Origin of the sequence: Pseudomonas sp. CFSAN084952, assembly GCF_009648855.1 — a bacterium.
In the GTDB taxonomy this organism is placed as follows: Bacteria; Pseudomonadota; Gammaproteobacteria; order Pseudomonadales; family Pseudomonadaceae; genus Aquipseudomonas; species Aquipseudomonas paracarnis.
Genome location: NZ_CP045767.1, coordinates 2,132,937 through 2,158,728, shown reverse-complemented (window position 1 = coordinate 2,158,728; position 25,792 = coordinate 2,132,937). Strand labels below are relative to the sequence as shown.

Genomic DNA, 25,792 nt, shown 5'->3' with positions numbered 1-25,792 from the left:
CTCGTGAAGATCCACACTGTCGTCCACGCAACAGTCGGCTAGCAGCCTCGGACCATTTATGCCCATCCTCACCGACTAATATGAGGAACCTGCCATTCAGGTTTCTCATAGCTCGCCACTGCTGTTTCCAACAACGCTGCTCCGAACTCAACCCGGAGCAGTTCTATGCGTCTCTTTCTCTGCGAGAAACCCTCCCAAGGTCGTGACATCGCCAAGGTTCTCGGAGCCAGCCGACGTGGCGATGGTTGCTTGATCGGACGCGAGACAACCGTCACCTGGTGTATCGGTCACCTGCTGGAAACGGCCCCACCTGAAGCCTATGGCGATCAGTACAAAACCTGGTCTTTGGACCACCTACCGATCATTCCCGCGCTGTGGAGGGTTGAGGTCAAACCCAAGACTGTCGCGCAGTTCAAAATCATCAAACAGCTGCTCAGCGAAGCTACCACCGTCGTCATCGCCACCGACGCCGATCGCGAAGGTGAAATGATTGCCCGCGAATTACTAGAGCTCTGCAACTATCGTGGCTCTGTTGAGCGCCTCTGGTTATCCGCACTCAACGAGGCGTCGATTCGCAAAGCACTGTCCTCGCTGAAGTCTAGTCAGGAGACCGTCCCGCTCTATCACTCAGCCCTCGCCCGCAGCCGCGCCGATTGGCTGATTGGTATGAACCTCAGTCGTTTGTTTACCCTCCTAGGACGGCGGGCGGGCTATGACGGCGTGCTGTCGGTTGGACGCGTCCAAACGCCCACTTTGCGCTTAGTGGTTGATCGAGATCGCGGGATTGCCAGCTTCGTCTCAGTGCCGTACTGGGTGGTGGAGGTGCACCTGTCCTCAATGGGGCAGCCATTCATCGCATCGTGGATACCGCCAAGTTCAGGACGTGATGAAGCCGGTCACTGCCTGCAGCAGTCGCTTGCCAGTCAGACCGTCCAAGCGATTTCTAGCAGCAAGACCGCCACCGTAGTCTCGCTGCAGACTGAGCATTTGCGCGAAGCGCCACCCCTGCCTTTCGACCTGAGCACACTGCAAGAAGTCTGTTCACGCAAGTTGGGACTTGGCGCTCAGGAAACATTGAACATCGCCCAAGCCTTGTATGAAACCCACAAAGCCACCAGCTATCCGCGCAGCGATTGCCGCTATTTGCCAGAGAGCATGTTCAACGAGGTAGCCGCGGTATTCGATGCCTTGCTCAGAATGGATCCCGCGTTACGCCCAGCGCTCGCAAACGTCGATCGATCATTGCGCTCACGAGCATGGAACGATGCCAAGATCACCGCGCACCACGCCATCATCCCCACCACCGAGCCGGCGAACCTTGGGCGGATGTCAGAACAAGAGCGCCAAGTCTACGAACTGATTCGTAGCCACTACCTCGCGCAATTCCTGCCGCATCACGAGTTTGATCGAACCGAGGTCGAACTGGAGTGCGGCGCCGAGTGTTTGACTGCTGTTGGCAAACAGATCCTCGTCCAAGGCTGGAAAGGCTTGCTCTCCGACAGCGCCGAAGACGATGAACCCAGTCAAAAATCTCAGGTGCTGCCCGCCCTAAAACAGGGTACGCGGTGCGTAGTGGACGACCTCGAACTCAAGTCCATGCGCACCGCTGCGCCCAAATCGCTCACCGAGGGCGATCTGATCAAGGCGATGAAAAACGTGGCCAAGCTGGTCAACGACCCGCGCCTTAAACAGAAACTTCGGGACACCACCGGTATCGGCACCGAAGCCACACGAGCTGGCATCATCAAGGGGTTGATTGATCGCGGTTACTTGCTGAAGAAAAAACGTGCATTAACGGCCTCCGCAGCGGCCCATACCCTGATCGAAGCGGTACCCGCAGCAGTCGCAGATCCGGGTATGACCGCGATCTGGGAGCAAGCGCTGGATGAAATCGAAGCGGGACGTCTGACCTTGGATGCATTCGTTGCCAAGCAGGCGCACTGGATTACGCAGCTGGTCGCAAACTGCGGAGCGCTTACCTTGTCGGTACCGGTCGAAGCCGGGCCTGTCTGCCCCATTTGCAACGCATCAATGCTCAGGCGGAAAGGAAAATCAGGGCCGTTCTGGTCATGCTCCCACTACCCAGACTGCAAAGGCACTGTGCCGATCAGTAAAGGTATACGTCGTCGGTGAGGCACCATTTGGCGCTCACATGAACCTCGGGGGATGTCGTCAGTGCATCATCAACGGCGCCTGATCCTTCTCCAAATTGTCTAGCGGTTGTCCGATTTCACGGGCTAAGGCGATGCCTGTCGCGATCCATATCTGCCCCAGTTCGTTGAACGCTTTCAGGTGAGCAGGATCTTTGTTTAGCCAATGAACAAGGCTATCGAGATGTTCGGGATTATCAGGGCAGTCATGGATCTTGATGAACAGCTCCAGTGTTCGATCCCAGATCAGGTCCATGACGTTCTCGCGCTGCTCATCCATGCTCAACCTTCCTCCCTTTGGCCCTATCAGACCGCTCAGTCTCGCTGGTCACTTCGACCTCTAATTCCTGGAGGAGTAGATGTCACGTCGCGACAAACAGCTATTTCAGTCAATATAACAACCTTATAAGTTGATACTCAACCGTTAAGGATGTTCATGTCAATGGGTCTTTGCTCAACCATTCGGGTTGAATTGGAGAGCTCATCACTTGGCACATAAACATCCAACCCAAGCCCAAATTGGGCGCATGATCGCGAAGCACCGCACTCAGCGTAATCTGACCCAGGAAGAGGTGGCTGAACGCCTGGGGATCGGCAGCGAAGCCATTTCGCGCCTTGAGCGGGGTGTGGTGGAGCTTTCCGTGGTCAAGCTGATGCAACTGGCGGACATCTTCGACTGCCGGATGGATGAACTGCTGACGGAGTCGAGCAGTCGCCCCAACGACCAGGGCCAGATGATCGCGGGCCTGCTGAGCGGCCTTCAAGAAAGCGACCGTGCCTTTATCCTGACGACCGTCGAACAGTTGGCCGCTCATCTCAGTAGCAAATAACCGCTTCGCCCACTGGCTTGACGTCGTCACACCCGCTCTGCTGTAGTGCCTCAGGATCATCGCTTACGGCGACCCAAGACCGATTCGCTCCGGGTAGCTCGGTCGGACTCTTAGAGTTCGGAGCCTTCTCTTCTGCGGAATTTCATTCCCGCTTTGTGCTCGACCGGATCAATGTGGCGGATGACCACTGTTGCCTCTGTCAGGCAGCAGCGGTCATCCGCTACGGCGATCGCATTCAGTCCCGGAGCCCGCCGGGGAAACACTGGGCACCCTTTGTGCGCGGATGCGTGCCAGCATGTTCCGACCCAGGCCACGACAAGGGTCGGTTGGCGAATCACCGCGGAGTTAAAACAAGTTTTGCGAGGAGCTTGTCGACTACGTAAGTTCGCTAAAGGTGGTTTTTCTCTTCCTCGCCTGGCGCCCCGCCAGGCCCACTCTTCACTTTTTTCCATCCAGTGACTGCCACTGAATTCCGGCCATAAAAAATCGGCTTGCGGCGTCTTGACGCTCCCCTATGACAGGCTTATACAAAGGGCGTGGTTCGCTGTCGTTGACAGCCCAGCCCAGGTAGCTTGAACCTTCAAGGCTACGCCACGCTTGTGGTGGTTTACCCAAGTGCGATCAGCATTCGGAGGCTCGCACGATTACCGCTTCAGCGGTGATGAATGCCCACTACCCAGGTCCACAGACCACTGCTGCGGATTTCTCTTCGGCTGCACCGCTATCCTCCAGGCGCATCGATCTGATGCTCATCGGCTTGCCGGTGCCGTGTCGTTCATCGCTTGCCTTCACCTTACCCACCCTGACGGGGCTCACTTCCCCCTCAGGGGCTGTGCGTCGCCGTTTTCCCTTGAAAGGAGAATCACCATGGCCCACGCCAACCAATCCCAAGAAGCGACCACTTACTTCAATCTGCACACCGTCGGTATCGGCTACCTCAACCGTGTCCGCGAAGTACAAGTCCGTCGCGGCCAACCGTTCATGGCCTGCGATATCGCGGGTCTGCATGGCGCCACTGATGCAGTCGAGTACACCCGCTTCGACTGCAAGGTCGCTGGCGGCGAAGCTGAACGTTTGATTCGCCTCTATATGGATGCCGTCAATGCCGAGAAAAAGGTCTTGCTGTCATTCCGTATCGGCGACCTGTGGATTGACCCATTTCTCTATGAGAAAGGCGCTAAACAAGGCCAACCGGGCGCCAGCCTGAAAGGTCGTTTGCTCTTCATCGACTGGATCAAGGTCAACGGCGTATTCGAGTACAAAGCGCCTGCCAGGCAGGAGGCAACAGCACCTGCTGAGCAAGCGCCAAACAGTGAGCCATCCCCAACGTCGGCTGATGCCGAAGCTGAGGATACCGACAACCCAACAAAATCCAGGATTGAACCTGAATCTGCACCCACTCCCCGCACGGCTCGCCGTGTTGCCACACGTACTGTTCAGTCCGCCTGAACGATCCACGACATTTACATCAAGGCGCTCAATCGAGCGCCTTTTCTTCAATCAGCACAGGAGAACCAACATGGAATCCTTCTGGCTTTGCGACGATTGTCTGTTCACCGCGGCTTACGAGGACTACAGCACGTTATCGCTCTACTACACGACGGAAGAGATCGAGAAACGCATCGCCGGCCTCCATCTTGGGGTGGTTCGATTAATGCCCATCAGTGCCGACTTCGACCCCGAAACTGGCCGTGGAATAAGAACCCTCTCTCAAATGCCCTGCGACGGTTGTGATTCACACCTGCACGGACAACGCCACCGATTCACTCGGCTGTAAACAGCGCGTCATCGGGCAATGCCCGTGACTCTATATCCACCTCGGGGGCACCACTCCCCTCGGGTGTGTACCCCGGACTATTCACTTCGGAGGTACCCCATGAGCACCCAACTTACCCTGATTGAAACCTCGGATGTCGAGGCGGATCGTATCGCCCAAGAAAACCAGTTGATTGATGAAGCGCTACGTATTCTGGATCGTCGGCTGTTCACCCGCGGCCCTAACCTAACGTCACCTGACGCCGTGGGCTCATACCTAAAACTGCATCTTGCACCACAAGAGCATGAAGTCTTCGGTGTGATTTTTCTCGATGCCCGCCATCGCGTTCTGGCATTCGAGATCCTCTTTCACGGGAGCATCGATGGCGCCAGCGTTTACCCCCGCCAAGTCGTCAAGCGCTCCCTAGCGCATAACGCAGCAGCTGCCATTGTCTGCCACAACCACCCCTCCGGTTGCACGGAACCCAGCCTGGCGGATCGCGCCTTGACCGCACGGTTGAAAGAGGCGTTGGACTTGATCGAAGTGCGCGTACTGGATCACTTCATCGTAGGCGAAGGTCGTCCTCTCTCCCTTGCCGAGCATGGCTGGCTTTAACCCCCCCCAATAGGCGTCTTCGGACGCCTTGTTTATTTCCTTCTGGAGAACCCTTATGAGCCCTTCACCCCAACCCCCAGCTCTGCTGAAAACCTCAAACCCATTTGCTCGCGGCTACGACAACTTGCATATCGAACGACTGCTACAGATCACCTACGCAAATGACTGCCCTCAGTGCTTTCGCCCCGTACACGACGCAGAAGCGCATCTGCCCGATGATGCGTTAGAACTGTTTCCCTGCCTGTTCAATGACGACTTCGCTCTGATCAGCGGGGGCCAATCCATCCCAGATGAATTGAATGAATACTTCCAGTCCTCCGGGCTGGTGCGGCAAGTGATCTATGCCGTGACTGGCGAAATGCTCAACGAGCGACATCACGTCGGTGACCTGTACTCCCTGGAAGAAGCCCAAGCCATGGTCCATCGTTTAAACTTCGACACAGGACACTACAGTCGAGCCTGGGAAATCAGTACCGCACACCTCACTGACGAAGCACTGCGCCACTTGGAAAGCCGGGTTGGCAATGTCGACTCCAGACCAACCGGACTGCTGTTTGAACCCTTTGCCCTGCCAGACTGCAGCGGCATCGGGTGTAAGCTGATCGGCACGCCCTGGACCGACGATAACTTGGTGAAGATCGAGGGCAACCCTTACTCGTCGCTGAGGCAAGAGCAGCTTGACGCCGGTACGCCGGAGGCCTTGGTCAACGTACTGTATCTGGCGGCGTTGGCGGATGTGAGGTTGTTGATTTTCGACCCCGACGCTGCCGTCTTGGATGGGCTTCCGATTTTTGATGAATAGCAACGAGTTCAGCGTTAACACGATCCACCTTGAATCAACTTCCTCACTGAATCGCTCCTTCACCTCATGTCAGGTTCTGCACTGAATCTGACATGAGGTTTTTTCCATGGAGCGTTTTTTCACGCCTGTCTGCCTGCTGGGTTTGTTGAGTGCCTGCACCGCACAAATCCAATACCCATTGCCGACTAATCCAGAGATTGACGGTAGTTCCAATCGGCCCCAGTTATCGAGGAGCCCGGCCGACGAAAGCCATCCGTCAGAACTCCGCTATGGCCGCTATACACTGGTCAACACCGAGCCCACCACGGAACAACGTGATCTTCTCGCTCAAATCGTTGACGTGAGCATTCCGTCCAACCTGAATCCTTCGGTACAGGAAGCAATGCACTACGTGCTGCAGCGCTCGGGTTATTCGCTCTGCCCTGCCGAAGAACCAGTGAAAATACTGTTTACCCGGGCTCTGCCCGCCGCCCATTACCGACTCGGCCCGATATCATTACGCAACGCGCTACAAGTGCTGGCAGGCCCCGCATGGCAACTCACGACCGATGAGGTCAGCCGTTCGGTCTGCTTCGAACGGGAGAAAAATGATGCTGGCGCGGTGCGGGTCACACCAACCTCGTCCCATCAGTCGGAGGCACGCCCATGAAAGCCTCGACATTCCAAACCCTCATTGTCGGCTCACTTTGCCTGGCGGTCTGCGGGCTGAGTGGTGGCTTGTATAACCAGTATCAACGTGTGACCGAGCTGGAGAATGCGAACACCCAACGCTTGCAGACTCTGGACGCCCTGCAACGTGACTCAAACACGCTCATGGACGCACAGGAAAAGCTGCAGTACGCACTGAAAGACTTGAAGCAAATGGTCGATACCGGTGAGCAACAGGCCAATACCCTCGATCCGATGTTGGATCAATGGGCGCAAGAGATACAGGAGCTACGCGACGGTATGGCAGACCGTGCCACCGCAGCCGACATGATCACGCTACGCGCACGACTTGAGCACGTCGAACAACAACTCCTGGACCTCAAGAGCCAGCCACCACTCCCACCACCGACGCCTTCCACGGCCAAGCCGAAAAAAACCGCTCAGCCCAAGCCTGCCCCGCTCCTGCCGCCATTTTCGGTGCTGAGCATCGAGTACCGCGGTGGCGAGCGCTTTCTGGCCGTCTCACCTCCTGATAGTCGCTCGCTCGACGATATCCGGTTGCTGCACAACGGCGAGCAGCTCGGCACATGGCAGTTGAAAGTGCTGGAGCCGAACGCGGCCGTCTTCGCTGTGGCCGCTCAGCCAGACCAGACCGTACAACTCCCTTGAGAAACGATCATGAACCGAGCGCTACTGTCCCCCGTCGTATGTCTCGTTTCATTGCTTAGCATGGGCGCTGCGATGGGCAACCTTGTCACGACACCGTCACGGACCCAGGACACACAGTCCACTCCGCTGGGGCGCTCGCACCCTGAACAGGCGGCAAGCTGGGGGCTCACGGAGCAGGAGTGGACACGCTTCGAACAGATCCAAGCCAGCCCACGTGGTTTCTGGAGCCCGAATATCGATCCGCTGACTGCGCTCGGCGTCGAGGCAGAGACCGACCAAGAGCGCCAGCGCTATGCCGAATTGCAGGTAGCGCTGGAAGCCAAACGCGCCGAGCGCGAGTTGGCTTACCAAAACGCTTACACCGCGGCTTGGGCCAAGCTGTTTCCTGGGCTGTTGCCGATTCAGGGTATGGCCTCCCCGCCCACCGCTACCTCATCGGTAGAGCCGCGCCGAGCTTTGTTTGTCGAGGACCATTGCCCAGCGTGCACCGCCGAAGCGCAACGTTTGCAAAGCAGTGATACGGCGTTTGATATTTACCTGGTGGGCAGCCAAGGCGAGGACGAACGCGTCCGTCGCTGGGCTAGGCAAGCGGACATCGATCCGGCCAAGGTTCAGCGCCGGCAGATTACCCTGAACCATGACCGAGGTCGCTGGTTCAGCCTGGGTGCTGCGGGGCCATTGCCCGCCACATTTCAACAGGTGAACGGACAATGGCAACGCCTGGACTGAGTGGACTTGCGCTCATGCTGACGATGCTCGCAGCCCAGGCTGACGAACTTCCGCCGCCTGCCTATCAACTAGCGGCGCATGACGCCAGCATCCCTTCAACGGTGCTGTTCGCGATTGCGCTGCAGGAGAGTGGTTTCCGCATCCGTGACCAACTGCTGCCCTGGCCCTGGACCCTGAATATCGCAGGAATACCTTACCGATTCACCACCCGAGCGGCCGCCTGTCACGCCTTGCTTCAAGCACTCGCCCGGCATGACGCCAAGCGAGTTGATGTCGGTCTTGGACAAACCAACCTGGGTTACCACGGACAACGTTTCCCCAGCCCTTGCGAAGCCCTCGATCCCTACCGAAATCTCGCCGTGACTGCCGCGCTGTTGCAGGAGCATCACGCCGCTACCGGTGATTGGGTGTCAGCTGCCGGCCGATATCACCGCCCGGCAGGAGGAACGCCGGCCGCGCGTTACCGCGCCGGCTTTTCCCGACAACTCGAACGATTGCAGGTTTCCTTCAAGCAGGGCACACCACCATGAAGCGAATACCCCTTATCTGCTATTTCATCCTGCTCTTGGCTCCTTTCGCCCAGCCGGAACGGACCGTAGCCGGGGATCAGCCTAGCGACTTCACCCGCCTCCATTTTCAGGTCGCCAGGCCGCCAATAAACAACGAGATCCAGCCTAATCGGACCATGCATGCGGACCTGTCCACTTTTGCCGATGAAGCCTGGATACTACCCGTCCGCAGCTCTCACTTGAGCCCCGGCCAAATCACGTCTCGCGCCCTGAACATGCCGGGCTTATGGCCATTTTTCCTGGTGGGTGAGGATCCCCAGTCACTGGCTTGGTTGCGTCAACGCGCGACTGAACTACAGGAAATAGGCGCGGCCGGTCTGGCGGTTGAAGTAACCGATACCGAAGCTTTGGCCCGAATTCGCGCAGCCGCTCCCGGTATCACAATCCTGCCGGTCAACGGCAACGACATCGCCACCCGCCTGAAGATTGAGCACTACCCTGTATTGATCACTGCCACCTCACTGGAACAGTGAGCCCACGTCATGGCCGAGCATGCGATGGAATCCAAGCTCCGGCCCGCAGTGGAGCTGTACACCGTAGCAATTTGCATCGCGGCCGCGGTGTTGTGCGTGTACTCGCCCTGGGCTGTGGCCCTCTCGCCCGAGATCGGCCTGGCTGCGGCGCTGGCCTATACCCTGTTCGGCCTTATCCGCCTGCGACAAGCCTGGGAGGTGCTGCGCTATCGGCGCAATATCCGCCGGCTGCCCCGCTACGAACTGACCAGCAAGCAGATTCCGGTCAGCCGTACGCGTTTGTTTATGGGGCGCGGCTTTCGCTGGACCCGCCTGCACACCCAGCGCTTGGTCGAGGCCCAGGATCCGGCGGTCGCCCACTATGTCGATCAACCGACCCGCTACCGCTTGGCCCGTGAACTCGAACGACGCCTGGAACATGCACCGTTTCCGCTCTCGACATTGGCCCAAGTCACGGCTTGGAACAGTGCCTTCAATCCATTGCGCCCTTTGCCCCCGGTCGGTGGCTCGTCGCTGTTGCATGGAGTCGAGCCCGACGAAATGGAAGTCAGTCTGCCGCTGGGCGAACGGGTCGGACACACCCTAGTGCTGGGCACGACCCGTGTCGGCAAGACGCGACTCGCCGAGGTGTACATCACTCAGGACATTCACCGCATCGAACATGAGGTGGTCATCGTCTTCGATCCGAAGGGCGATGCCGACCTGCTCAAACGGATGTACGTCGAAGCCAAACGCACCGGTCGGGAAAAGGAGTTTTATGTTTTCCATCTGGGCTGGCCGGAGATCTCCGCGCGCTACAACGCCGTGGGACGTTTCGGACGCATTTCGGAGGTGGCGTCGCGCATTGCTGGGCAACTCAGCGGTGAAGGGAACTCTGCGGCGTTCCGTGAGTTCGCCTGGCGCTTCGTCAACATCATTGCCCGGGCGCTGATCGAGCTGGGCCGACGTCCGGACTACCTGCAGATCCAACGCCATGTGGTCAACATCGACGCACTGTTCATCGAATACGCCCAGCAGTTTTTCTCCAAGACCGACCCGAAGGCGTGGGAAGTGATTGTCCAGCTTGAAGGCAAGCTCACCGAGAAGAACATCCCCCGACACATGGTGGGACGCGAAAAGCGGGTAGTGGCTATCGAGCAATACCTGGCGGCAAAACGGGTATTTGATCCGGTGCTGGACGGATTGCGCTCGGCGGTGCGATATGACCGTACTTACTTCGACAAAATCGTTGCCTCGCTATTGCCGCTGCTGGAGAAACTTACCACCGGCAAGACCGCACAGCTACTGGCTCCTAACTACACTGATTTAGATGACCCGCGGCCAATATTCGACTGGATTCAGATCATCCGAAAACGCGGCATCGTTTATGTCGGTCTGGATGCATTGACCGACTCCGAGGTGGCCGCCGCGGTGGGCAACTCCATGTTCGCCGACTTGGTCTCGGTTGCGGGCCACATCTACAAACATGGCATTAACCACGGCCTGCCCGCATCACGCAGCGGCAGTGACAAGCTCCCGATTAACCTGCATGCCGATGAGTTCAACGAGTTGATGGGTGATGAGTTCATTCCGCTAATCAACAAAGGCGGTGGCGCCGGCATCCAGGTGACGGCCTACACCCAAACCCTCAGTGATATCGAAGCACGCATTGGTAACCGCGCCAAAGCCGGCCAGGTGATTGGTAACTTCAATACCTTGCAGATGCTCCGCGTACGCGAAACCGCCACCGCGGAGCTGCTCACCCAGCAGTTGCCCAAGGTCAACGTGCTAACCAGAACCCTGGTATCGGGTGCAACCGACACCTCCGATCCAGAAGCCAATACCGACTTCACGTCCTCCTCGCAGGACCGCGTCAGTAGCGCCAGCGTGCCGTTGATCGAACCGGCTCACATCGTCAGTTTGCCCAAGGGCCAAATGTTCTCCTTCCACGCCGGTGGCCAGCTCTGGAAAGTCCGCATGCCGTTGCCAAAATCCTCCAACGACGATGCCATGCCCAAGGACCTGCAGGAACTCACTCAGCGGATGCGGGCGACCTACAACGAGCAGGCGGGACAATGGTGGAGTACAAGTGGCGGCGGCCCGACGCTCGACTTCGATCCAGATCGGGTTACGCCTCCACGCACTTCTTCAGCGGTGGATGCAAGTGTTCCTGCTCAGGAGGCCCCATGACGCCGTCAGCCCTGCAGTGCATTTCGCGGAGTCAAGAAGGATGACTTCAGCTCAGAACCCTCCACCGCAACCCATCCAGCGCCCAGGGCTAATCGTCTCGGCGATTAACTTGGTCCTGCACGTCATCGGTTTGCTGATCGCCTCGTTGCTGTTCTCGATTCTGATCGAGTGGGCCGGCCTGCTGCTGTTCTGGAGTGATCAAGGCTGGCGACACAGTCAGGCGATGCTGAGCAGCGAACTGGGCTGGCTCAGTGAGCACTTCACATCCTCACTGATTATCCAACAGCCTGGACAAACAATTGTCCAGTGGCTGGATTTCCTCCAGCAGTGGTTACTGGTCAAGACCGGTTTTACGGATTTCGCCCAGCAGGCGCGGGCGTCTAGCCAGGACAACCGCTTCTGGAGCGGGCTCAATCAGCTGTATGTGAGCATCGAGGATTTTGTACTGGCGGTGGTGTATGTCACTTTCACTTTCGTGGTGCGTCTGACCATTCTGGTCTTGGCGACCCCCCTGCTTCTGCTGGCCATGTTCACCGGCTTCATCGATGGTTTGATGCGCCGCGACCTGCGTAAATTCGGCGCTGGGCGCGAAAGCAGCTTTGTCTATCATCGGGCCAAGCGAGCGGTCATCCCACTGCTGGTCGTGCCCTGGATCCTTTACCTGTCCCTACCCTTTTCGCTCAACCCAATGGCGGTACTTCTGCCTTGCGCCGTGATGCTCGGGGTCGCCATGGCCATCACGACGGCGACATTCAAAAAATATCTCTGAGTGCGACACGAATGCTTATCTGCGGAAGTGTTCAGGAGGCTAGCTCATGAGAGGCCCAAGCTCCCGGTCGTAAGGAGCCGCCAGTCCCGCGTTAGTGGACAACCTCACAGGTGTTTGGCTTCGAGAGGAGTTTGATCATGGCATTGGTTGGTAGACGAGATGGGCGCAATTTTGGCTATGGCCGACAACTGAGTTATGCCGGACCGCAAGCCTTGCGCGATCTTTTTGGCGGCGGGCATTACGCCACGGTCAAGGCGCACAGTGATCGCTGGCAGGCGTTTGTCCGCTGGTGTCGTTCGGAGGATGGGCCGGGGTTTAACGATGCGCGACAGATAGATCGGCAGACCTTGCTGGACTACGCAGGGCATCTGCGCCAACAAGTTGAACAAGGCGCTATCGGCATCGCCACCGCGCAAAACCGGTTGTCCAGCGTGAACCGGGCTATGGCGGCGCTTCGCGGCGATCAGTCTGTGGCGGTGCCGAGCCCGAGTAAGGCCTTGGGAATGCGGCGTACCAGTGTTCGTCGCTCGACGCCGCAAGGCCAAGACCATGAGCAGGTGAAGCGGATCGTCGACGTGCTCTGCGAACACCAAATGCCGCGCGCGGCGGCCATCGTACAGTTGGCGCGAGCCACCGGCATGCGCTTGCGCGAGGCCATTTTGGCCGACCTACCGCGCCTAAAACATGAGACTGAACACTACGGCAAAATCAACATCCGAGATGGCATCCAAGGTGGCCGCTCACGTGCGTCGGCGCTTCGTTGGATTACGGTAAATGATCCTATTCGTGACGCGCTGAAATTTGCCGAACAGGTTTCACCCAACGGTAGCCGCAATCTGCTTGCACCGAACGAAAGCTATGTCGATTTACAACGGCAAATCGTCCGCCCCGCACGAGAGATCCTCCACTCGCACAACCTCAAAGGCTTCCACGAGCTTCGGGCCGCCTATGCGTGCGAACGCTACGAGCAGAGCACTCATCATCTTGCGCCCATCAACGGTGGCCGTTGCTACCAACTCGACCGACACTTAGATCAGGATGCCCGAGTGCAAATCAGCTACGAGTTAGGACTCGGCCGTATCGACCTGTTATCGACTTACATTGGTGGTCGAACATGAGTAAGCCATTCGATATGAAGCCGTTGCTACTGCTCGCGAACGTAGTCCGACATGATCGGATCGGCCGTGACGTGTGAATTGTGCTGGTGGATCTTTGGGAATGGCATGGTCGTTTCCTATGCGGATGGCTTCGGGACGCGAGACATCAGCAACCCGCACACTTCGCATAAATAGCTGCCATCTGGCCCGTTTCTGAGGCCCTTGATCGAAATACTCTCGAAGCACTTCGAATATGGCTGATCGTTCTCGGTGGTTTTTTCTTCGCCCTGGTGGCTGTTGGGGCAAGCAAAGTATTCATACGTGCGCATGGTCATAGCCGTGGTTTCCTCTAGCTGGTGATCAGCCTGCGAACATTTCCCGGAACAGTTCAGTAGCTTTGTAGATCTGCGACAGTGATCCCTTGTGCAACCACCTCATTACACGCGACGTCATAGCCGTCACTTGGATAAATTAGCCATTCGCATGGCGGGCTGTACCCATCACGACGTTCTTGTTCTTCGAACAGGGTGTACCACCCCTCCTCTGGCGCGAAGACCCAGCCGTTGAGTTCAGTACCATGAAACTGGTCGTGCGTGATATCGATAATCAAACCGTCGACTTCGAACCAGGCATGAGAGGCATTTTGGCTAAGGAGTGGATGTCCCGTAGCACACACATAAACCCCCTCGTACCCCAGAGCTTCCCACAAGATGCGGCCAACGATGTCTGAGGCGATTCCGCATGCTCCGGTCGGAAACTGCTTAAATGCCGATCCAGCTGTATCCGAAAGGGTCTCAAGCCCCCGCCGACATGCTTTCACAACGACATCCAGCTTCACCCGATCAATAGAACCCATTTCGGTGCTCATGCACTTCCTCAGTAACGATCTTCAGGGAAGCGCAAATCGCCCCCCACCTACTGCCTAAACCCCAGTAGACCGGGGCTTGGGGTGCGGTGAGAGACGCTACCTACTTATTCCAAACTGTCCCTCGAACCCCGGAATCCCAAAAGCCGAGGCGCCCATCAATTGCGCGAATCGGGTGCAGGTAAACCAAACCACAGTAGTTGCAACGCTTAGCCCCTCCGTGAGCCGTGATTTCACCGCGAACCGCCTCTGGAAATTCACTTTGAAGCCTTTCCGCTACAATCACCTGGCGATCAGACTGACCGCCACTGCATTTGTCAGGGCAATACCCTGGCGGGTAAAAATTTGCCATGCTTTTTCCTCCTTTTCTTTCACTTCCGTATGTTCGATTGTGGCTCACCTAATAAGAGGCCTACGTCATGCAGGCTTAGCTATTTTCTTCAAATACGAGCGTAGATGCGTGAGTGCCGCACTATCTGCACTCATGCCATTCAATGTCGTCTGGCGGCATTCACCGTCAGGCGGATACACATATAGCTCCTCACCATGTACCTCGTACTCAGCTGTGCAGTGGACACCATCTTGCTCCAACGAAATCTCATCCATTTTACGCTCCAGCTCACAAAAAAATGATCATGTAGCACGGAAGCCCTGGGCGCGGTAGCCGCCTTTCCTATCTGCAAGTGAGCCTGAAGACACCCATTTGTTTCGGTCCACAATCGGGAGTCAAAACCAACAAACCCTCGGCTACAGCCTTTGCTAGTGCCTCATCAAAATCAGAACCATAAATGCCTTCGTCAAAAGCGCGCATCTACAGTGCGGCTACCGGATGCTGGTTACCTGGGCGCTCACCTACCATGATTTTGGCTAGGGTTAGCACATCGTTCATTCTGGTCATGAGTAGTTTCCTTCCACCACTAGATGTTGTGTCGCCCGCCTTTACCTCTTACTGGCTGATCACCCAGCCCAGAGCAAGCTTGCCTAAAGCCTTGAGCGGTAACGAGTTTCTTCACAGTTGTTCCCTTCACTCAGTGATGTGGTTCAACTGCTTGTACTCAGCCCAATTAATCCCGAGCGCATCGGCGACCTGACGATGCCGATTCAAGCGCCACACTTGCGCTTGTTCATGTGACTCGACAACCAAGCAAATTACAAATTCATCCACTTCAAGTCCCAAACGTTTCGCAGCGTCAGCGAAAACCACGCATCGCTGTCGCGGGCCGCGCTGTACCGGTTCTCAATACTCATAGATTCAACTTTCCCTATTTAACTAGGCCGTTCTCATGAACATGGCAGTATCCGCCTTGCAAAGCTACCCATCTGTTCGGTGAGTCAATAGCGTTCCCCCCTGTAATAATATTTCGGCAGGGATTGCCTTCAACAGTGATATCCGCACAGAAGACGCAATACGAAGAGCGATGCCAGCTGAGATACTGACTCTTTGTCACCCCGTAGTATTTGGTAATGTATTCCACTGGATCACGGGAGTAAGCATCGACGTCTTCGGCGGGCAGAGGAATAGATCTGCTTCCATATGGAGTGGCATGAGTCGCCTGAAAAGTCACCCCTTTCTCAGCCAGGTCCCTAATAAAGGATTCTGTACCCAAGGTATTGCCCCTTAACTGATTACGTCCCTAATGATCCGGCCAAGGCCGCGCCCTGAATAGCCCTCGGTGTATCCGTTAGCAACGTCAACTTCATGTTGATCTAGTGCTTTCTTTATACGTCGCTTCACACCTTTGGAACCGCTCGACTGACCTGCTCCATAAACAAGGAAAGCCGCAAAACCTGCCAATGCGAAGTACGCAGCGTCAGCATCCAACATTCGAATTTCTCACCGTTTTCAGGGGCGCGGAAATCGCGCCGCTCCTGTGGACCAAGCTCCGCACGATGGCAAGGCTTTGGGTGTACTTGGGTGGCCTTTCTTATCACTTTCTCCAGACAAGGGCTCCATTCGTTTCCCAGCCCAGCTCAAGCAATCGCGAACGATCAGCAGGGGTAAGGTCACTAAATTCTTCCTCTTGCGTTTCAAGGGTTCGCCTAACGCGACCGCTGGAGTAGGTGTACATCGAAGGTTTGTATTTCTTCAGAATTTCGAGACCTGCTATCAGGTTATCCACTTCGTGCATGCTTTTTCCCTTACACCTGGGGCGGAATGGCAGGGCTGGGCTTATTGTCGTCAAGGTTCATCGCCGTGACCTTGAAGGTGAACCCAGCTTTACGATCCTCCAACACGGTATTGCTTTGAGGAATATTTTGAGCCAGTTGCTCAAACGCTCCCTTCAGCGCCCTCTGCCAGTCATCTGGCGTGGCCCCGTAAACCTGTAATGCGATGTGAGCATGAAAGGGCAGTGGTTTGGGCATGGTGAATTACCTGGATCGTTTAGTCATAGCTAGCTAGTAGGTCGTCATATGCTTCGATCATGCAGTGAGCCTCTTGCCACTTGTTGTGCATTGAAAGCAGCGCCTCTAGAACGTGAGCTCCCGTTCTCATGGCTTTCCCAATACCCCAAAGCAGGTAATCCAGGGTTACCACGGTATTACCAACCTCAAAGGCGTAGGTGTTATTGATTGGCGCATGATTCGGAAATTTCTGGTTAGCACGGTCAACAGCTTCAGCTAGTAGGGGACTCTTATGCATCAGCGAAAAATGCTGATGAGCTTTATTCTGTTTAGAAAGATCATCTAAAGCATGCTTCATGACGGCAAGTTCGCTCCTTAGAGCTTCCATCTCAGCGTCTGCGGGTTTTTCTACCGGCGTTGCGGGGCCAAGCGCGCGAAGTAGAAGATCAAGCATTGGTTTGTAAGACGTGGGATCGGTGAAGTCAGCGTAAAATTTCCCTTTCAGAAAACCTGGCAGCGCCACTTTTTGCACCAACAGTGGCAGAACAACCACTCTGCGCTCTTCGATCTCTCGGTTTGACGCGATCTCCAGTTCCCTCTGCACCCAAACACTACCAACGGAGTGCTCACTTAGAACCGCTGCCACAAAATCTACTTCATCAAGACCTTCACGAATTTTCCCTATGAGGGAGTCACCGATGTTTATTTCGGCTTCATCAATCCAAACAGAATGACCAGCTTGGCGAAGATCGCTCGCGAGACGCCTTGTAAAAGGTTTGTCCGCATGGTTATGACTTAGGAACACCTTACTCATCGGCTAACTTCCATCAAATGATTCTCCGAACTATGTCGCCCAGCCGCGCAGGATCGCCCGCGCAGAGCTTCTTGACCGCTTCAAGGCTCTCAATGCCAAGTATCTCGCTGATGTGTCGCAGGTCGATCCCCCGGCGCTTCAATTTCACTGCCAAGGTACGCCTGCCTGATTGCGCGCTGGCCCCTTCGATACCGGCAAGCCCAAACAATCGCGTGTACAGGCGACTAAGCTGATTCGCGCTGTAGTAGGTCTTCCCGTCGCGGCGCTGTGCACTGATCTTCAACCCTTCACCAGTACGACCGGACACAAACAGTGGCGAGTCAGGATCAAGGCCACGATATACCGCCACTCTGGTAGAGATGCCATGGCCGCGTACAAGTCGCTCGGCCAGATGTGCGTCTATGGCGTTCGTCAGCTTCTTGCTTGTCCAGCACAACGGCCTTGAGCGGTGGTTGTACGCGATCTCTGCCCGCACCTGGGAGTCGATCAGTACAGTGCCAGATTCGGTCAGGTAGTCGCTCACACGCAGACGGCAAATCTCCGTCACGGTCATTCCAGTGCCAAAGCAGGTCAACAACAATGCTGCGTCACGGCTCCCGTTCTCAGGGCTGCTCACTTTGGCCACCTTCACCGCATGTTCAAGCTGCTCATCTTCGATAACGATTGCCTTGGGCATGGATCACTCTAAATGCTTAATCACCATCAATCCTGACATAGTACGTCAACAAAAAAGCCGGGGATAGTCCTGGCCAGATGGTGTTACTTCTGTTCACGGAAAATGGGTTGTGACGATATCGTCATCAACGAAGCTCATCGAGAGTGGAATTTCCCTAGAGCCTCAACCACTCTCTCCATCAAAGATCGAAGGACCACATAGCTGTAAGTAAACATCTCCAGTACCTACCAGAAAAAGCGATTCATCAGACCTCAGGTTTCTTACGGAAAAATTCGACCTCTAACTTGATTCTGCTCCCAGATCCATATGGGCCAGCATCATGCCAACTACCATCTTTCGCTGCTTGTTACTGCTCTCGCTGGCTATCGTCGATGGCAACAGCTATGCCGCATCTGGTCATGAGCAGGATCAGCTCAGCCTAGTCCAGCAGCAGCTCGATATTATCGAACGCCTTGCAACGCGAGCTGAGGCAGCCAGCACGGCTGAACCAGTCGAGCGCTATCGCTTCGACTATCTCCGTCTTTCGCAAGACATCCAGCGCATCCGCCACGGTGTGCAGGGCTACCTTTCCCCCTCCCGTGCTCAACCTCGCGATCCCAGTGAACTAGTCGGCGAATACCGCCTCGACACTCCGTCCGCGGAGCCGTCGCCATGAGCATGACTGACGCTCAGATCGCAGCGTTCCAAAACGCCTCCGGCTTCGCACCGCAGAGCAGCTCGACGCTCTGGCTATCCCTAGTTCTGGTTCTGGCTTTGCTTTGGTGCGCCTGGGTGATGTGGACGGCTTACCGGGGTTGGGCCACCGGCAGTGTGCGCTTCGGCGCGCTTGGCGGAAGTACCGCACGCGTGCTGCTCACCTTGTTGGTCCTGATGTTCTTCACCCTGTCCTAACCCAGGAGATCGCCACCATGCTCAAGTGCTTTGCCCCTCTGAAAAACAATCTGCGAGATCGTGCCAGCCAACGCTTGATCGGTCTGCTCCTGGTACTCGGTCCAAGCCTGGCTTTTGCCGAGCTTCCCACCATGGAGGCTCCTTCACGTGGTGAAGGTTCCGGGTTGATCGAGACGATCAAAAACTATGCCTACGACGGCGGCATCCTGCTCGGTCTGCTGATCGCCTTACTCGCTTTCTTGGGGGTGGCCTGGCACTCGTTGACCGTGTACGCCGACGTGCAAAACCAGCGTAAGACCTGGAAGGACTTGGGTGCAGTGGTCGGCATCGGTGCCCTGCTGGTGGTGATCATCATCTGGTTCCTGACCAAGGCTGCCGCAATTCTGTGAGGTCGGCATGAACGACACTATCGAACGCCTTGCCGACGGCACCTTGGTCTTTTTGCCGGAGCGACTCAATCGTGATCCCGCCATATTGCGCGGTTTGACCAATGATGAGATGTGGGTGGCACTCGGTCTCGGCGCACTCGTCGGCCTGGTGCTGGGTGTTCCTCTGGCGATCGCCACCGCCTCCATTGCCGCGGCGCCGACCAGCATGATCGCCAGCATGGCGGTGGTGTTGTTTGTCGGTGGCACACTACTGCGTCGGGCCAAACGGGCCCGTCCCGAGACCTGGTTGTACCGCAAGCTCGAATGGATACTGGCTAGCCGTTGGCGCTTGGGTCGCGGCAATCTGATTCTCCACTCCGGTGCCTGGACGGTCCGCCGTTCACGTCGGCTGCGTCCTGCCCTGTCCCGGTGGCAGCGATGAGCCGCTTTCGGAACAAGGTGGATGCCCAACAGGCCCATATCTTCAGCCTGCGCCTGGCGGTAATGATTCTTGCCCTGGTCTGTGCCGGGCTCTGGTACGGCTGGCGCTCAGCACCCACCGATCTGACCGTGCATGTACCACCGGATCTGCGCTCGGGCAGCACGCGCAAGTGGTGGGATATCCCTTCAGAGAATGTGTATGCCTTTGCCCTGTATATTTTTGGTCAGCTCAACCGCTGGCCCTCGGATGGCGAGCAGGACTATCGCCGCGCAATCTATGGCTTGCAGTCCTACCTTACACCCGCCTGCAAGGCCTTCCTCGACGGTGACTACGAGTACCGCAAGGCCGCTGGCGAGCTGCGCCAGCGGGTACGTGGCGTCTACGAAATTCTGGGCCGAGGCTATAGCGAAGATCCGGAACTCAGGGTCAAGCAACTCGATCGCGACAGCTGGCTGGTCACCCTCGACCTCAACGCCGATGAGTATTACGCCGCCGAACCGGTGAAACGGGTGGTGGTGCGTTATCCATTACGCGTGGTGCGTTTTGATCTGGACCCCGAACGCAATAAGTGGGGGCTGGCACTGGACTGCTATCAGGGCACGCCGCAAAAAATCTCCCTGCCTGGAGGTGAGCCATGAAGCGGATGTCTCCCCTGGGACTCACCGTCGCACTGATGCTATGGGGAGCTGCAGCGCAGGCCATCGAGTTGATGCGCTGGGAACGCCTCCCCCTCGCGGTCCCGCTGGTAATCAATCAGGAACGAGTGGTCTTTATCAATGAGGATGTTCGAGTCGGCGTGCCCTCAACCCTGACAGGCAAACTGCGTGTGCAATCAACTGGCGGCACGCTGTACCTGCGCGCGTCAGAAGCCATTGCCCCGACCCGACTGCAACTGCAATCGGTCACGACGGGCGAGATTATCCTCCTGGATATCGCGGCCACTCCCGGCGATCAACCGCTGGAGCCCGTACGTATTCTCAAGAATGCTCAGGGGCAAGCTACCGAGGCTGAATCTAGCGCCGTCCCTGTTCCAGAACGCACACCGATCCCGGTCGCTTTGACGCGCTACGCCGCGCAAAGCCTGTACGCGCCGCTGCGCACCGTGGAGTCCCTGCCCGGTGTACGCCGCGTCCCGCTCAAGCTGCGCACCGAACTGCCAACCCTGCTGCCGACCGAAAACGTGTCCAGCACACCCATCGCCGTCTGGCGACTCGGTGATTACTGGGTGACGGCGGTGAAATTGCGCAATCGTGGTTCAAAGACGGTGCAACTCGATCCACGTCGACTTCAGGCCAAGCTGTTCGCCGCGGCCTTCCAGCATGCTTTCCTCGGGCTTGTCGGCAGCGCTGAAGACACCACGATCGCCTACCTTGTCACCCGCGGTGCCGGCCTCGAGCAAGCCGTGCTGCTCCCTCCCGTTGCGCGAGGTGCTGACGATGAAAGCTAACGCCTTGCTCAAATGGCTGGTACCGGCTGCGCTGCTGGGCGTGGCGCTGATCATCCTGAAAACCTGGGTCCCGGGTGGCAGCACACCTTCTCCAGAGCACCCAGTTGATCAGGGCAATATTCAATTATCCGCCGAGCAAGCCAAGTCGCTCGGTATTGCGGGCGACACCCCACGCGACACGGTCGCCACCCTGGTCGGCCAGGTGAAGGCCATGCGCAGCGACATGCTCGGTTTGAAGAAACACAACGATTCGTTGTTGACGGAGAACAATCGCCTGCGCGAGCGGGAAAACAGTGTCGACTCACGTATTCAGACCGCACTGGGCAGCGTAACGCAGCAGGTCGACGAAGGCCGCCGACAAGCTAACGAAGCCCGACTCAAAGCAGAACAAGACAGTCGTCAGGCTCGCGGTCTGCTGACGCAATTGCAGGAACAGTTGTCGGGGCTGAATGGTAAAGGTAAGGACATGCCGATCGGATTGGGGCTTGAGCCGGGCGACGGTGCTCAGTTCGAAGGGCAGCATTCTGCTAATGATGTACTGCAGTGGATTGAGCCCTCGGATGCTCTGCCCACCGATGCCCAGGACAAAACCAAGACCGCGTCCGCCCTGAGTCTGCCTGCTGCCTTCAACTCACTGGAGGATTTGAAGGACAATGCCATCGACCGCAGCCAGAAGCAGTTACGCGAGGTCACCAAGGGTGAACGTGACCCGACACGCTCCGCTGATCGTACCGAAGGCGCGAAGCCGGTCTATACCATTCCCGAAAACGCAACATTGATGGGTTCGGTTGCCATGACTGCGCTGATCGGTCGAGTCCCGGTGGACGGCACGGTGAATGATCCCTACCCCTTCAAGGTGCTGGTTGGGCCCGAGAATCTGACGGCCAACGGCATCGATCTGCCGGACGTTGCAGGCGCCGTAATGAGCGGCACGGCGTCCGGTGACTGGACCCTGTCGTGCGTACGCGGACAGGTCGAGTCAATCACCTTTGTGTTTACCGACAGCACCATCCGCACGGTGCCTCAGCCGAAGGCGGTAGCCAGCCGCAACGCCTCCACCGCCCAGAGTTCGAACACCGACAAGATTCGTGGCGGACTCGGTTACCTGTCCGATCCGTTTGGCATTCCTTGCATTGCCGGTGAGCGCCGCTCAAACGCTCAACAGTACCTCGGCAGCCAGAGCTTGATCACTGCCGCCGGCGCCGGTGTCGCCGCCTTGCTTGGGGATGAGCAGAACAACAACAGCGTGATCAGTTCGGGCGGCAGTACGCTCGGGGTCACTAGCAGCAGTGGCAATAGCGCGCTGAATTCAATTCTCAGTGGTGGGGTCAGCGACATCCGTGAGTGGATCAACAAACTCTATGGTGAGACCTTTGCTGCCGTATACGTGCCACCGGCCGCCCAAGTCGCGCTGCACCTCGACCATGAAATTACCATCGACTACGAGCCCAAGGGCCGGAGCGTTCGCCATGAAAAAGACCACGTTTCTCTGCCTGACCTGGATTAGCGTGTTTTCCTTGGTCCTGACAGGGTGTTCTACTGACAAGGAGACGCTGCTGCCCCATGGCGAGCAAACCATGCTGGACATCTGGAACGGCGCCGGGTCGCAAGGCACTCAGCAGCAACTGCTGGATGCTCGGCAGCAGTTACGCCGCCCGCTGGCCCAGGCAGATTTCTCAGTTGCTCTCCAGGAGCCGTACACGCGCACAGCGGCGAACGAGATCCGCAACCTGTTCCCTCGCTTGCCCAATCCCGATCTGGTGCTGTACGTGTATCCGCATTTGAGTGGTACCGAGCAGGCACCGGTCCCGGGTTACTCGACCGTCTTTCCGTTCTACCAACGGGCGCAGTATGCATTGCCGGGTGAACGTCAGGAAGACTTGTAGTGCGTACCGGCGATTCGGGCAGCCGCACTTCTGCGTGGAAAGCCTGGCGCCACCCATTGCGCCCTCGTGCCACCTTGGCCGATGAAGCTGTACTCTATGCACACAACCCTAGCTTCACCGATCATCTGCCTTGGGTCGAATACCTGGACACCGAGCAGTGTTTTCTACTGGATGACAATCGCTCGGTGGGGGCGGTGTTCGAGTTGCTGCCCATCGGCACTGAAGGGCGCGAACCCGATTGGCTTGTGACAGCCCGCGATGCCCTCGAAGACGCCCTGCAGGATAGCTTTGACGAACTGGACCAAGCGCCTTGGGTGGCGCAGTTTTTCTGCCAGGACGATAACGACTTCACCCCCTACCTGACGCGGCTCACCGATTATATTCAAGACAGCGCGCGAGGCACGGTCTTCACCGAAACGTTTTTGGAACTCAGTCGTCGTCATCTGCAGGCCATCGCCAAGCCGGGAGGTCTGTTCGAGGACAAGGCCGTCACGCGCCTACCCTGGCGCGGCAATAATCGACGGGTGCGCCTGGTGATCTATCGCTGGCTTGAGGATGGCATTGAGGAGATGGGACTTACCCCGGTGCAATCCCTGCAACAGGCTTGCGAACGTATCGTGGCTTCGTTGCAGGCATGCGGGGTGCAATCGGCGCGAGTCGATGGCCACGGTCTGTATGCTTGGTTGTTGCCCTGGTTCAATCCGGCGCCCAGGCTCACGGATGAAGCGCCCGAGGATTTCTACCAATGCGTGGCCTATCCGGAGTCAAGTGATGGCGAGTCGCTGGAGTTACCCTTCGATCACGACTTCGCCGAGCGGCTGTTTTTCAACGAACCGCGTTCGGATGTGCAACAGGGACTTTGGTACTTCGATGGACAACCCCATCGGGTCATGGTGGTGGACAAACTGCGACGCGCACCGTCGATTGGTCAACTCACCGGAGAAACCCGTAAGGGTGATGCAGTCAATGCCCTGTTCGACCAGTTACCTGAAAGCACGGTGATGAGCCTGACCCTGGTGGTGAAGCCGCAGGATGTGCTCGAGGATCAGTTGAACCGTCTGGCGCGCAAAGCCATCGGTGAAAACCTGGCCTCGACCCAGACCCGCCAAGATGTCGAGGAGGCTCGTGCGATCATCGGCCGCCAGCACAAGCTGTACCGGGGCACCCTGGCGTTCTACGTACGCGGTCACGATGAACATCAATTGCACCAACGCTCGGTCAGCCTGGTCAACGCGCTATTGGGAGCGGGGCTGCAACCGGTACGCGAAGGCGATGAAGTCGCCGCCTGCAATAGCTATCTGCGTTGGCTGCCGATGGCTTACAACCCGGCCCGCGACACACGCAACTGGTACACCCGCCTGATGTTCGCCCAGCATCTGGCAAACCTGGTTCCGGTGTGGGGCCGTAGCACTGGCACCGGCCACCCGGGCATTACTCTGTTCAATCGTGGTGGCTCGCCGTTGATCTTTGATCCGTTGTCTCGACTAGACCGGGCTATGAACGGCCATCTGCTGCTGTTCGGTCCGACCGGCGCCGGTAAGTCGGCCACCCTGGTCACCCTGCTGATGCAGGTCATGGCGGTGTACCGCCCTCGCCTGTTCATCGTTGAGGCCGGTAACTCATTCGGTTTACAGGGCGACTACTTCGCAACGCAAGGCCTGTCGGTCAACAAGGTCCAATTGAAACCTGGTACCGCGGTCAGCCTCGCCCCGTTCGCCGATGCCTGGCGCCTGGTCGAGCAGCCGGATCAGGTGGCGAGTCTATCGATCGATGAGTGGGACGATGAGGTGGTAACCAGTCGCGAAGACCAGCGTGATGTTCTCGGCGAACTGGAAATCACCGCCCGCCTGATGATCACCGGCGGCGAAGCCAAGGAAGAAGCGCGCCTGAGTCGAGCCGATCGCAGCTTGATCCGCGAGTGCATCCTCGATGCGGCACAGACCTGTGTCGCAGCGGAGCGCCAGGTACTGACCCGCGACGTGCGCGACGCGTTGCTGCGCGTCGCCGCCGACCCGCACTTGCCAGAGAAACGTCGCGAGCGTGCCCAGGAAATGGGCGAGTCCATGGACCTGTTTTGCCAGGGTTTCGAGGGTGAACTGTTCGATCGTGAAGGCACGCCTTGGCCCGAGAGCGATGTGACCATTGTCGATCTGGCCACCTACGCTCGCGAAGGCTACGAGGCACAGATGTCCATCAGCTACATCAGCCTGATGAACACCGTGAATAACCTTGCCGAACGAGACCAGTACCTGGGCCGACCGATCATCATGGTCACCGACGAGGGCCATATCATCACCAAGAACCCGCTGCTGGCACCCTTCGTGGTCAAGGGCACGAAGATGTGGCGCAAGCTCGGCGCGTGGTTCTGGCTGGCGACGCAAAACCTTGCCGACTTCCCCACCGCCGCGCAGACCATGCTCAACATGATCGAATGGTGGATTTGCTTGAACATGCCGCCCGCGGAAATCGAAGAAATCGCACGGTTCAAGAAACTCACGCCGGCACAGAAAGCCTTGCTGCTCTCCGCCAGCAAGGAGCCGGGTAAGTACACCGAAGGAGTGGTGTTGTCGAAGAAGCTGGAAACGCTGTTTCGGGCCGTGCCACCCAGCCTCTATCTCGCCCTGGCCATGACAGAACCCGAGGAAAAAGCCGAGCGCTGGACACTGATGCAGGAGAATGGCTGCTCAGAGTTGGAAGCGGCTTACCGGATAGCTGAACGGATCGATAGAGCGCGAGGAATAGAGCCCGCATAGGGAAATCTATTCGAGTATCGCGCTCTAAAGC

31 protein-coding genes are annotated in these 25,792 nt (G+C 57.4%); 23 read left to right on the top strand and 8 right to left on the bottom strand.

Annotated features, from left to right (window positions below):
- The first annotated feature begins 165 nt into the window (after window positions 1-165).
- Entirely contained in the window at window positions 166-2,133 is a 1,968-nt protein-coding gene (locus GH769_RS09805; protein ID WP_153649658.1) for a DNA topoisomerase III, read from the top strand.
- Window positions 2,134-2,172: 39 nt separating this feature from the next.
- Here GH769_RS09805 and GH769_RS09800 read toward each other — a convergent pair whose 3' ends face one another.
- Window positions 2,173-2,430, bottom strand: a complete 258-nt coding sequence (locus GH769_RS09800) for a hypothetical protein (RefSeq protein ID WP_058545095.1) — start codon at window positions 2,428-2,430, stop codon at window positions 2,173-2,175.
- 208 nt (window positions 2,431-2,638) lie between these two features.
- Between GH769_RS09800 and GH769_RS09795 the strand changes: the two genes are divergently transcribed.
- The 13 genes from GH769_RS09795 (at window position 2,639) to GH769_RS09735 (ending at window position 13,297) form a co-directional block, all read left to right on the top strand.
- A complete protein-coding gene (locus GH769_RS09795; RefSeq protein WP_027912505.1) occupies window positions 2,639-2,980 on the top strand; it encodes a helix-turn-helix domain-containing protein in 342 nt (113 codons plus the stop codon).
- An 867-nt stretch (window positions 2,981-3,847) separates the two neighbouring features.
- Window positions 3,848-4,429, top strand: coding sequence for an STY4534 family ICE replication protein (locus GH769_RS09790; RefSeq protein ID WP_153649657.1), 582 nt, complete (start codon window positions 3,848-3,850; stop codon window positions 4,427-4,429).
- A 70-nt stretch (window positions 4,430-4,499) separates the two neighbouring features.
- The gene (locus GH769_RS09785; protein ID WP_153649656.1) at window positions 4,500-4,757 is read left to right on the top strand and encodes a hypothetical protein; all 258 of its coding nucleotides are present in this window, start codon (window positions 4,500-4,502) and stop codon (window positions 4,755-4,757) included.
- 99 nt (window positions 4,758-4,856) lie between these two features.
- The gene (radC, locus tag GH769_RS09780) at window positions 4,857-5,351 is read left to right on the top strand and encodes a DNA repair protein RadC (RefSeq protein ID WP_153649655.1); all 495 of its coding nucleotides are present in this window, start codon (window positions 4,857-4,859) and stop codon (window positions 5,349-5,351) included.
- A gap of 55 nt (window positions 5,352-5,406) precedes the next feature.
- Entirely contained in the window at window positions 5,407-6,153 is a 747-nt protein-coding gene (locus GH769_RS09775; RefSeq protein WP_153649654.1) for an ABC transporter substrate-binding protein, read from the top strand.
- Window positions 6,154-6,259: 106 nt separating this feature from the next.
- Entirely contained in the window at window positions 6,260-6,802 is a 543-nt protein-coding gene (locus GH769_RS09770) for a PilL N-terminal domain-containing protein (RefSeq protein WP_153649653.1), read from the top strand.
- Window positions 6,799-7,470, top strand: coding sequence for a chemotaxis protein (locus tag GH769_RS09765; RefSeq protein WP_153649652.1), 672 nt, complete (start codon window positions 6,799-6,801; stop codon window positions 7,468-7,470). Before GH769_RS09770 ends, GH769_RS09765 begins: the two co-directional genes overlap by 4 nt.
- 9 nt (window positions 7,471-7,479) lie before the next feature.
- Complete coding sequence (locus tag GH769_RS09760; protein WP_153649651.1) at window positions 7,480-8,199, top strand: TIGR03759 family integrating conjugative element protein; 720 nt, start codon at window positions 7,480-7,482, stop codon at window positions 8,197-8,199.
- Complete coding sequence (locus GH769_RS09755; RefSeq protein WP_116642707.1) at window positions 8,181-8,729, top strand: transglycosylase SLT domain-containing protein; 549 nt, start codon at window positions 8,181-8,183, stop codon at window positions 8,727-8,729. Before GH769_RS09760 ends, GH769_RS09755 begins: the two co-directional genes overlap by 19 nt.
- Complete coding sequence (locus tag GH769_RS09750) at window positions 8,726-9,241, top strand: integrating conjugative element protein (protein WP_153649650.1); 516 nt, start codon at window positions 8,726-8,728, stop codon at window positions 9,239-9,241. The genes GH769_RS09755 and GH769_RS09750 overlap by 4 nt, the downstream gene beginning before the upstream one ends.
- Before the next feature lie 9 nt (window positions 9,242-9,250).
- The gene (gene traD / locus GH769_RS09745; RefSeq protein ID WP_153649649.1) at window positions 9,251-11,410 is read left to right on the top strand and encodes a type IV conjugative transfer system coupling protein TraD; all 2,160 of its coding nucleotides are present in this window, start codon (window positions 9,251-9,253) and stop codon (window positions 11,408-11,410) included.
- Between the two features lie 40 nt (window positions 11,411-11,450).
- Window positions 11,451-12,179, top strand: a complete 729-nt coding sequence (locus GH769_RS09740; RefSeq protein ID WP_153649967.1) for a TIGR03747 family integrating conjugative element membrane protein — start codon at window positions 11,451-11,453, stop codon at window positions 12,177-12,179.
- A 137-nt stretch (window positions 12,180-12,316) separates the two neighbouring features.
- Window positions 12,317-13,297 carry an integrase domain-containing protein gene (locus GH769_RS09735; protein WP_153649648.1) on the top strand — a complete coding sequence of 327 codons (981 nt, stop codon included), beginning with the start codon at window positions 12,317-12,319 and terminating at the stop codon, window positions 13,295-13,297.
- Window positions 13,298-13,664: 367 nt separating this feature from the next.
- On the opposite strand, the gene GH769_RS09730 is transcribed toward GH769_RS09735, so the two are convergent.
- From GH769_RS09730 to GH769_RS09705, 7 genes are all read right to left on the bottom strand, one after another.
- Window positions 13,665-14,144, bottom strand: coding sequence for a hypothetical protein (locus GH769_RS09730; RefSeq protein ID WP_256670314.1), 480 nt, complete (start codon window positions 14,142-14,144; stop codon window positions 13,665-13,667).
- 414 nt (window positions 14,145-14,558) lie between these two features.
- On the bottom strand, window positions 14,559-14,747 hold the full coding sequence (locus GH769_RS09725; protein WP_153649647.1) for a hypothetical protein: 189 nt from the start codon (window positions 14,745-14,747) through the stop codon (window positions 14,559-14,561).
- 418 nt (window positions 14,748-15,165) lie between these two features.
- Entirely contained in the window at window positions 15,166-15,345 is a 180-nt protein-coding gene (locus GH769_RS29385; protein WP_372242387.1) for a DUF6388 family protein, read from the bottom strand.
- Between the two features lie 724 nt (window positions 15,346-16,069).
- Entirely contained in the window at window positions 16,070-16,270 is a 201-nt protein-coding gene (locus GH769_RS09720) for a hypothetical protein (RefSeq protein WP_153649646.1), read from the bottom strand.
- 10 nt (window positions 16,271-16,280) lie between these two features.
- On the bottom strand, window positions 16,281-16,505 hold the full coding sequence (locus GH769_RS09715; protein WP_153649645.1) for a hypothetical protein: 225 nt from the start codon (window positions 16,503-16,505) through the stop codon (window positions 16,281-16,283).
- Between the two features lie 19 nt (window positions 16,506-16,524).
- Window positions 16,525-17,298: a TIR domain-containing protein gene (locus GH769_RS09710; RefSeq protein WP_153649644.1), complete on the bottom strand. Its 774-nt coding sequence runs from the start codon at window positions 17,296-17,298 to the stop codon at window positions 16,525-16,527.
- Window positions 17,299-17,311: 13 nt separating this feature from the next.
- Window positions 17,312-17,974, bottom strand: a complete 663-nt coding sequence (locus GH769_RS09705; RefSeq protein ID WP_153649643.1) for a tyrosine-type recombinase/integrase — start codon at window positions 17,972-17,974, stop codon at window positions 17,312-17,314.
- A 319-nt stretch (window positions 17,975-18,293) separates the two neighbouring features.
- Here GH769_RS09705 and GH769_RS09700 point away from each other — a divergent pair, with 319 nt between their 5' ends.
- Genes GH769_RS09700 through GH769_RS09660 form a run of 9 tightly spaced genes read left to right on the top strand, consistent with a single transcriptional unit; the run spans window position 18,294 to window position 25,761 of the window.
- Window positions 18,294-18,629 (top strand): RAQPRD family integrative conjugative element protein, encoded by a 336-nt coding sequence (locus tag GH769_RS09700; RefSeq protein WP_153649642.1) that lies wholly within the window; start codon window positions 18,294-18,296, stop codon window positions 18,627-18,629.
- Window positions 18,626-18,865 (top strand): TIGR03758 family integrating conjugative element protein, encoded by a 240-nt coding sequence (locus tag GH769_RS09695; RefSeq protein WP_153649641.1) that lies wholly within the window; start codon window positions 18,626-18,628, stop codon window positions 18,863-18,865. Before GH769_RS09700 ends, GH769_RS09695 begins: the two co-directional genes overlap by 4 nt.
- A gap of 17 nt (window positions 18,866-18,882) precedes the next feature.
- Window positions 18,883-19,254 carry a TIGR03745 family integrating conjugative element membrane protein gene (locus GH769_RS09690; protein ID WP_046509162.1) on the top strand — a complete coding sequence of 124 codons (372 nt, stop codon included), beginning with the start codon at window positions 18,883-18,885 and terminating at the stop codon, window positions 19,252-19,254.
- Between the two features lie 7 nt (window positions 19,255-19,261).
- A complete protein-coding gene (locus GH769_RS09685; RefSeq protein WP_153649640.1) occupies window positions 19,262-19,675 on the top strand; it encodes a TIGR03750 family conjugal transfer protein in 414 nt (137 codons plus the stop codon).
- The gene (locus tag GH769_RS09680; RefSeq protein ID WP_122426622.1) at window positions 19,672-20,313 is read left to right on the top strand and encodes a PFL_4703 family integrating conjugative element protein; all 642 of its coding nucleotides are present in this window, start codon (window positions 19,672-19,674) and stop codon (window positions 20,311-20,313) included. The genes GH769_RS09685 and GH769_RS09680 overlap by 4 nt, the downstream gene beginning before the upstream one ends.
- Window positions 20,310-21,122, top strand: a complete 813-nt coding sequence (locus tag GH769_RS09675) for a TIGR03749 family integrating conjugative element protein (protein ID WP_153649639.1) — start codon at window positions 20,310-20,312, stop codon at window positions 21,120-21,122. The genes GH769_RS09680 and GH769_RS09675 overlap by 4 nt, the downstream gene beginning before the upstream one ends.
- Entirely contained in the window at window positions 21,112-22,629 is a 1,518-nt protein-coding gene (locus GH769_RS09670) for a TIGR03752 family integrating conjugative element protein (RefSeq protein WP_153649638.1), read from the top strand. The genes GH769_RS09675 and GH769_RS09670 overlap by 11 nt, the downstream gene beginning before the upstream one ends.
- A complete protein-coding gene (locus GH769_RS09665; protein WP_153649637.1) occupies window positions 22,592-23,008 on the top strand; it encodes a TIGR03751 family conjugal transfer lipoprotein in 417 nt (138 codons plus the stop codon). Before GH769_RS09670 ends, GH769_RS09665 begins: the two co-directional genes overlap by 38 nt.
- Complete coding sequence (locus GH769_RS09660) at window positions 23,008-25,761, top strand: conjugative transfer ATPase (RefSeq protein ID WP_153649636.1); 2,754 nt, start codon at window positions 23,008-23,010, stop codon at window positions 25,759-25,761. Before GH769_RS09665 ends, GH769_RS09660 begins: the two co-directional genes overlap by 1 nt.
- The last annotated feature ends 31 nt before the right edge of the window (window positions 25,762-25,792 follow it).